This is a genomic window from Microthrixaceae bacterium (assembly GCA_023957975.1).
In the GTDB taxonomy this organism is placed as follows: domain Bacteria; phylum Actinomycetota; class Acidimicrobiia; order Acidimicrobiales; family Microtrichaceae; genus JAMLGM01.
Genome location: JAMLGM010000017.1, coordinates 21,805 through 28,471, shown reverse-complemented (window position 1 = coordinate 28,471; position 6,667 = coordinate 21,805). Strand labels below are relative to the sequence as shown.

The 6,667-nt window shown below is 64.8% G+C and carries 6 protein-coding genes; all 6 read right to left on the bottom strand.

Translation table 11 applies throughout. The features are described 5' to 3' along the window. A partial coding sequence (locus M9952_16095; GenBank protein ID MCO5314445.1) for an IS630 family transposase occupies nt 1-579 on the bottom strand: 579 nt, incomplete at its 3' end. Between the two features lie 1,755 nt (nt 580-2,334). Beyond that, the gene (locus tag M9952_16090) at nt 2,335-2,949 is read right to left on the bottom strand and encodes a transposase (GenBank protein ID MCO5314444.1); all 615 of its coding nucleotides are present in this window, start codon (nt 2,947-2,949) and stop codon (nt 2,335-2,337) included. 86 nt (nt 2,950-3,035) lie between these two features. Beyond that, nucleotides 3,036-4,349, bottom strand: a complete 1,314-nt coding sequence (locus M9952_16085; protein ID MCO5314443.1) for an ISL3 family transposase — start codon at nt 4,347-4,349, stop codon at nt 3,036-3,038. 85 nt (nt 4,350-4,434) lie between these two features. Further along, a complete protein-coding gene (locus M9952_16080) occupies nt 4,435-4,833 on the bottom strand; it encodes a type IV toxin-antitoxin system AbiEi family antitoxin domain-containing protein (protein ID MCO5314442.1) in 399 nt (132 codons plus the stop codon). 111 nt (nt 4,834-4,944) lie between these two features. Continuing rightward, entirely contained in the window at nt 4,945-5,484 is a 540-nt protein-coding gene (locus M9952_16075) for a hypothetical protein (GenBank protein ID MCO5314441.1), read from the bottom strand. 107 nt (nt 5,485-5,591) lie between these two features. Continuing rightward, a complete protein-coding gene (glsA, locus tag M9952_16070) occupies nt 5,592-6,566 on the bottom strand; it encodes a glutaminase A (protein MCO5314440.1) in 975 nt (324 codons plus the stop codon). Nucleotides 6,567-6,667: the final 101 nt, after the last annotated feature.

The following is a 6,667-nucleotide window of genomic DNA, read 5'->3' as shown; positions in this document are numbered from 1 at the left end:
CGGCGCCGTCCGGTTCAACGCCTGGATCTGGGGTTTCTCGTCGACTGCGAACACTGCTGCGTTCACCGGCGGGTTCATGTACAGGCCGACCAGGTCACGGATCTTCTCAACCAGCTGGGGGTCCGGAGAGATCTTGAACTCGTCTTGGATCCATGGCTTCAGTCCGAACGCCCGCCAGATCTCAGACACGGTCTGACGGGAGATCCCGTGTTTCGCTGCCAGTCCCCTGGTGGACCAGTGGGTGTCTTCGCCTGGTGTGGTCTCCAACGTGTCGACCAGGACCTGCTCGACCACCTCATCGGTGATCGTTCGGGCCGCGCCCGGCCGGGGTGCGTCCATCAACCCGTCCAACCGGTCAGCAGCGAACCGGTTCCGCCACGTCGTCACCGTCGCAGGGTTGCAGCCCACCTCAGCCGCGATGTCGTCACGGGATCGCTCAGGATCGGCGCACGCCAGGATGATCCGGCATCGCAACGCCAAGGACTGCGACGTCGAGTGCCGCCGCGCCCACCGCTCCAACGTCTTTCGTTCGTTGCCGTTCAGGTTGATCTCGACCGTGGGTCGTCCGCGTCGTGCCACAGAGATTCCTCCGATGTTCGCCTACGACGAAAGGAACGCAGGTCCGGAACCCAAAATTCCCGAACTCAAATATTTCTTGATGGAACAACCTGACAGGACACTAGGCGACGATCAAAAAGGAGATCCGCCACGTCCATGGTGACTGGGAAGCCATGACACGGCGCCAGCTGCGCACGATCCCGTTCAGCTACATCGAGACTTTGTACAACCGGTAACGCCACCAAGCCGGGCTCGGGCACCGCACGCCCGCCGAGGTCTACGCTGCATCTCGAGCCGCGTGACTCACAACAATTCGTATCCAGAGAACCGGGTCAACTCCAATCCGACCACACTGGCCAATGGTGGTACGGTAGGCAGCACAGGACTAGACGGGTGGTCAAAGATGGCGTCGCATCGGCGCAGCTCGCCAAGGACACGGACCGGTATCAATCGAACCGTCCCGCTGTTGCTTGTGGGACTTCTTGTCGGATGTGGCGACCCAGACAACCAAACAACCGATGCCTCAAGCGAACTGGGCATGGAGCGCGACGCCCCACGACTGTCCCAATTCGAGCCAAACAAGTACGCGGCAGTGGTTTTCGATGGGGCGCATGTAGTGGCGTTCTCCGAGTCGACAAGCGGAGTCGACGGTTCGTCATTTACACCGACTGCTTCGATTGTGGACGTGGCAACGGGAGACCACACTTACCTGGAGCTTCCAAGCAACGGTGACGCGAGATTTGTCGCGTTGGGTGCCGCCACGAGCAGTAGCGGCATACGGACACTTGGATTCTGGTGTCCGCTCGAGATGGTCGAACAGGGAACTTGCGACAGCGGACTGCTCGCTTCGTTCAGCCTCGAGGTCGAGGAAATGCTCTGGACACGAATTGACCTACCGTCCGAAGTCACAGAACTTCACGTGCGCGGGACTGTGTGGACTGAAACAGCGATTTCGGATGAAACCGTCGCAATCATAATCCCGACGGAAGGCGCAACTCACGCACTTCTCTCCACGCGCGGGGACAATTGGCGAAAACTGGCGGACGTTCAGTCAGTCGGCGAGCAATGCTCGACGGAGAGCTCAGTAGCCCTATTGAGCGGCACCGATCGCGCAACAGCCCAACCAGTTGCGATTAGTCTCGCCGATGGAATCGCTACACCAATGATGGGTATCGAAATGGCACCGAACTTTGGGGCCGTTGGAACCAATCTTGCGTGTAGCGCTAAGAGTGTTTTCATGAGCGTGTCCGCACCAGCGGATGGCGATCTAAATTCGGTGGGCCCCACGGTAGCCAAATGGACGGGACTGAAGTGGGAGTCGGTCACAAATGCGGTGCCAAATGAGGGATTCTTCATCGGACGCCTGGAAGGAACGCCGACTGGAGTGATCGTTGTTGCGCGAACCCCTTCGCAGAATGGCACCGTCGAGCCACAGCTGAGCACCACGATACTGAGAGACAGTGGCGAGGTGTCGAGGTCGCTAGATCCTCGATGGCAAAGCGGTTCGCCATTCGCCGTGGCACCAGACGGCAGCTCGATATTCATTGATCCTAGCTCAGGAACCTACAGTGTCGCGGAAGCGCCATAGGATGGAATGAGCGCCAGCAGCGGATTGAATCGCTGAAACTCGCTGAAGTACCAGTCAACCCACCCTTCAAGAAGGATTCCAGTGGCTCCAATCAAGAAGGCAATTGCAGTCGTTGCGGCACTGCTAATCGGTTCGATTCTCTTGCCGGCCAAGGCTGGCGCTACCGCACCTTACCGGCTCTTCGGATTTCACCGGGGAGTGATGGTGGCGAGTAGGTCCCAGTTGGGCTTGCCGGCGTAGAGCAGCGTGCGGATCCGGTAGTTCCGAAACGACGTGAACCCGAACGCCGCCCGCTTCACCCGTTTGAGCAGGTTGTTCGCCGCTTCGGTCGGCCCGTTGCTCACGTGCGCCTGGTGCCACGCCGCGATCTGGGAGCGCCAGCGGACGATGGTGCGGCCGAGCTGTCGCACCTCGGGCGGGCACGACACGTCCTGCAGATCACGACCGAGGCGGGCAACGAACTCGATCGCCAAGTCGGGGTCGCGATGCTCATAGATGCTCCTCACGACCTCTTTCGCGTGCCATGCAGTGCGCACCTCGCCCTTGGGATCGCCGGCCTCGAGGAGACCGAGGAGCTTGGTGCGGCCTCGCTCGTCGAGCCGCTCATCAGCCTTGGTCAACAAGCGTCGTGACCGATACAGCGGGTCGTTCTTGCGGCCCCGATGGCCACACGTCTCGTTCTGCACCCGGCGGCGGACTTCGTCGAGTTTCTGGTTCGCGAGCTTGATCAGGTGGAACGGGTCAGCGACCTGAATCGCCGCGGGGGTCATCTTGTCGAACACGCTCCGATACGGGCCCGACAGGTCGAGGGTCGCGAACTCGATCTGGGCGCACCACTGCTCGCCGCGCTCCGCGAGCCAGGCGCACGGGCCTGCGGCGTTTCGGGGCCCTACGCGACCAACCTGGGACGGCGGGGTCGGATGCTCGTGACCTGTTGAGTTTCGCGCATGGGGTTGGTGCCGCCGGCGAGGAGGATGCGGAGCCGGTAGTTGTCGAGGTTGCGGAACCCTCGACCTGAACGCTTGACCTGCTTGATCAGCAGGTTCGCCGCCTCGACAGGACCGTTCGAGGCGCCGGTGCTGTGCCGGTTCAGGATCTGCTGGCGCCAGCGTTTCAGGGTCTTCGCGAGGCGTCGCAACTCGGGGCCCGAGTCAGCATCGGAGCACCACACGATGACGTCGTCGAGACGGCCGGCCGCTTCGTCGGGGTCGTTGGTGAGGTAGACGTCGCGGAGCTTCTCCTTCGCGACCCAGCAGTCCCGCACCTCGCCGTCGGGGTCGCCATCACGCAGCGCCCGATGGAGCCGGTCCCAGCCGATGTCGTCGAGGCGTTCAGCGCCCATCAACAACAGCTTGCGGACGTCGTGGAGCGGGTCGCCCTTCCACCCGCGATGCTCGAGCGTCTCGCCCTGCACCCGCTGGCGACACCGTGTGACCGCGGCGTTGCCCAACCTGACGATGTGGAACGGGTCGACGACGATCGTGACGTCACGCAACGGACTCGTCGCCCCGGTCACCGCTGACCGGTAGCCCTCGTGCGGATCGACCGACACCACCTCGATCCGGGCCAACCAGTCCGGCGGCATGGTCGCCATCCAGGCCCGCAGATCACGGGCATCACGGCCCTCGAACACGTCGAGGATCTGACCGGTGCCGACATCGACAACAGCGGTGATGAACCGTCGTCGGCGGCGCCGGTGCGCTGGTTGCATCACGGTCTCATCGAACCCCACCATCGCCGCCGGTCCGACCCGATCAGGGTCCTCGACACGCTGACGGCCGATCCGCTCAACCGCCGTCCACACCGTCGACCACGACACCCCGAACTGAGCGGCGATCGACGCCGGCGTCCCCTCCACGCTGGCGACCCGATCTGCAGCCCACTCCGCCGCCCGGGCCGTCAGCACCCGCCGCGGTGCGACCAGCGGTGACAACTCGGTCCACGTCTTCGCCGGGCACTCCGCGTCGGGGCAGGCCCACACGCGTTTGCGCCACCGGACCAGCACCGCCCTGCTGCCTGACGGGGCGTCACGCACCGTCACCCACCGCCGGTCCTTCGCACGGGCACGCACACCGCACCGGCCGCACCCGACCGTCGACGCGGTCGTCTCGACCTCGATGACCAGCTCGCCACCGTCATCGGCGACGCGCAGCACCTCGAACCCTGGCGCGCCGAACCAGCACGCACCACTACCTTCAACCAACGGGGGCCTCCCTCGTCTCTGACCGTCAAGCAGTCACGAGATTTGTGGAGGCCCCTCCATCACCGGTGGACCCCGACCGACACCGTCATCCCAGCTTCATCGCGTAGGGCCCGGCCGGGTCCAGGTGTTGGGTGCGGCGAACCGAAACCCCGCCGAGGCGAATGTGTGCCGAAGGGGAGCAGATGAGCTGCAACTCCTCGGAGTCCTCGAAGCCCTCGAAGCCTTGGAGCCGCGCGGCCGAACAGTCCGCAGCCCATGCCGGCCGTTCGAGCAGTGCGGCGCGCAGCAGCTGATCCCACGTCGGGGCGCATCCCGGACGGCAGGCGACGAGGGCTCCGCGCCACGGTTCGTGGAGGAGCCCCGCCGCCAACATGTTGGAGATCTGTCGCTTGGTGAGCCCAAGGGCGGCAGCCTGATGACGTGTGAAGACGCTGTTTCGAGAGGCTGCAAGCTGCGAAACAACGCTCACGGCATCGTTTCTCATGGGAGACATCACATCAGACACGTCTGACAGCGAAGGTGCGGGGCATGGAAGGTGCGGGGCAGGCGATGGGGGCGTGCAGGGGAGCGAGCCCCTACACGCCCCCGCCGAGGATCAGCCCTTGTCCGTGTGAGCCAGCGTCAAATGCTTGTCGTCCCCGCTGCCCGTGGCCGACAGCTGAACGACGCGAGAACCGTTGTCCCACTGGGCGCCCGCCAACTCTGCTTCGCCGACCGTGGTGGAAACCTCGTTGGAGATCTCCCAATCGGCGAGTTCGGCCTTGAAGAAGTCGAGCACCTCGCCCGGGGCCATGTCGGTCGTTGCGGTGATGGTGGTCATGAGCCCCTCGCCGGAATCGACATCGCTGCCGCCCACGACCGCAAGCCCCTCGGGGAGTGCGATGTCGGACGGCCAGGACTCCGGAACCTTGTTCATCCCATAGGTCGCGGAACCCTCGTCGGTCTCGATCCGGACCGCGCCGTCATCGTCGACGTTGAGGTCGACGTCTCCGCCCGTCTGTTGCTCGGCCAACTGCTCGGCGATTTCGCTGGCGGCGTTTTCAGCAGCGTCATCGGAGCCGCCGCAGCCGCTGAGTGCGATGCCCAGGGAAGCGACCAGGAGGAGGGGAGTCTTTGCAGTTCGCTTGGTGCGCATGGCTGGTGAGGTCCTTTGGCTCGGTGGGAGAGGTCGGAATCGCCGATGGTTCGGCCCCGTCACGGTATCGGCGAGTGAGCGAAACCGGCTCCCCACCGTCGGCCCGCTCAGCGGTACCTGGCGGAGGAGAAGATGTCGAGGCCGAGGCGTTCGGACAAGAACTCGGCCACGAGTTGGCCCCGCACGCTGTTGCCGGCGGCGTCGAGCGGGGGTGACAACGTCGCAAGCCCACCCTTGCCGGGCGACACCGTGACGATGCCGCCGCCGATTCCGCTCTTACCCGGAAGGCCGACTCGATACAACCAATCGCCGGACGTTTCGTAGAGTCCGGCGGTCGCCATGACCGCAAGTGCCGCGTGGCACGCCGTTGCGCTCACGACCCGGCGACCGGTGACGGGGTGCACCCCGCCGTCGGCGAGCGTCGCGCCCATCAACGCGAGATCGAACGCGGTGACCGCCAGACAACTCTGGCGCGTGTACACGTCGAGCAGCGCGAACGGATCTGCGTCGATGGCTCCATAGCTTTCCAACAACTGCGCCAGCGCCCGGTTGCGGAAGTTCGTGGATCGCGCCGACTCGAGGGTTGCCTCGTCGAGGAACAACTCGCGCCCGGCAAATGCGGACAGCCCGGCTCGGATGGCACCCCACGAGTCCTCGGCATCGCTGCCGAACAGGTCGATCGTGGCGATGGCCCCGGCGTTCACCATCGGGTTGGTGCGACCCGATCCGCGTTCGACCGCCTCGACGGAGTTGAACGGCAGGCCGGTGGCGTCGACCCCGAGGCGTTCCCCGGCGGCGTCGGTTCCGACGATGTCGCAGGCCAGCGCGAAGGTGAACGGCTTGGCCACGCTCATGATGGTGAACGGAACCCTCGTGTCGCCGGCCTCGTGCACGGTCGCATCCACGCTGGCGACGCAGATGCCAAAGGTCGCCGGATCGGCCGAGGCGAGGGCCGGGTAGACATCCGACGGAACCCCGGAATCGACGGCGGCGAAGTCTTCGTGGGCCTGGTTCACCAGCGCCTTCACCCGGTCGTGTTCAGGGAGCGATCCGGTGGAGACGAAACGATCGGATTCGGCCATGACGTGACCCTACGGCACCGCCTGAGGGCGCGGCACCGCCTGAGGGCGCGGCACCGCCTGAGGGTGCCACATCTCGTCTGCGCCGATAGGGTGCCCGCAAC

What these genes read in the sequence shown, in the direction of transcription:
- M9952_16080 (MCO5314442.1), bottom strand. Translation starts at nt 4,833, where the DNA reads ATGAGAAACGATGCCGTGAGCGTTGTTTCGCAGCTTGCAGCCTCTCGA.
- M9952_16075 (MCO5314441.1), bottom strand. Translation starts at nt 5,484, where the DNA reads ATGCGCACCAAGCGAACTGCAAAGACTCCCCTCCTCCTGGTCGCTTCC.
- glsA (MCO5314440.1), bottom strand. Translation starts at nt 6,566, where the DNA reads ATGGCCGAATCCGATCGTTTCGTCTCCACCGGATCGCTCCCTGAACAC.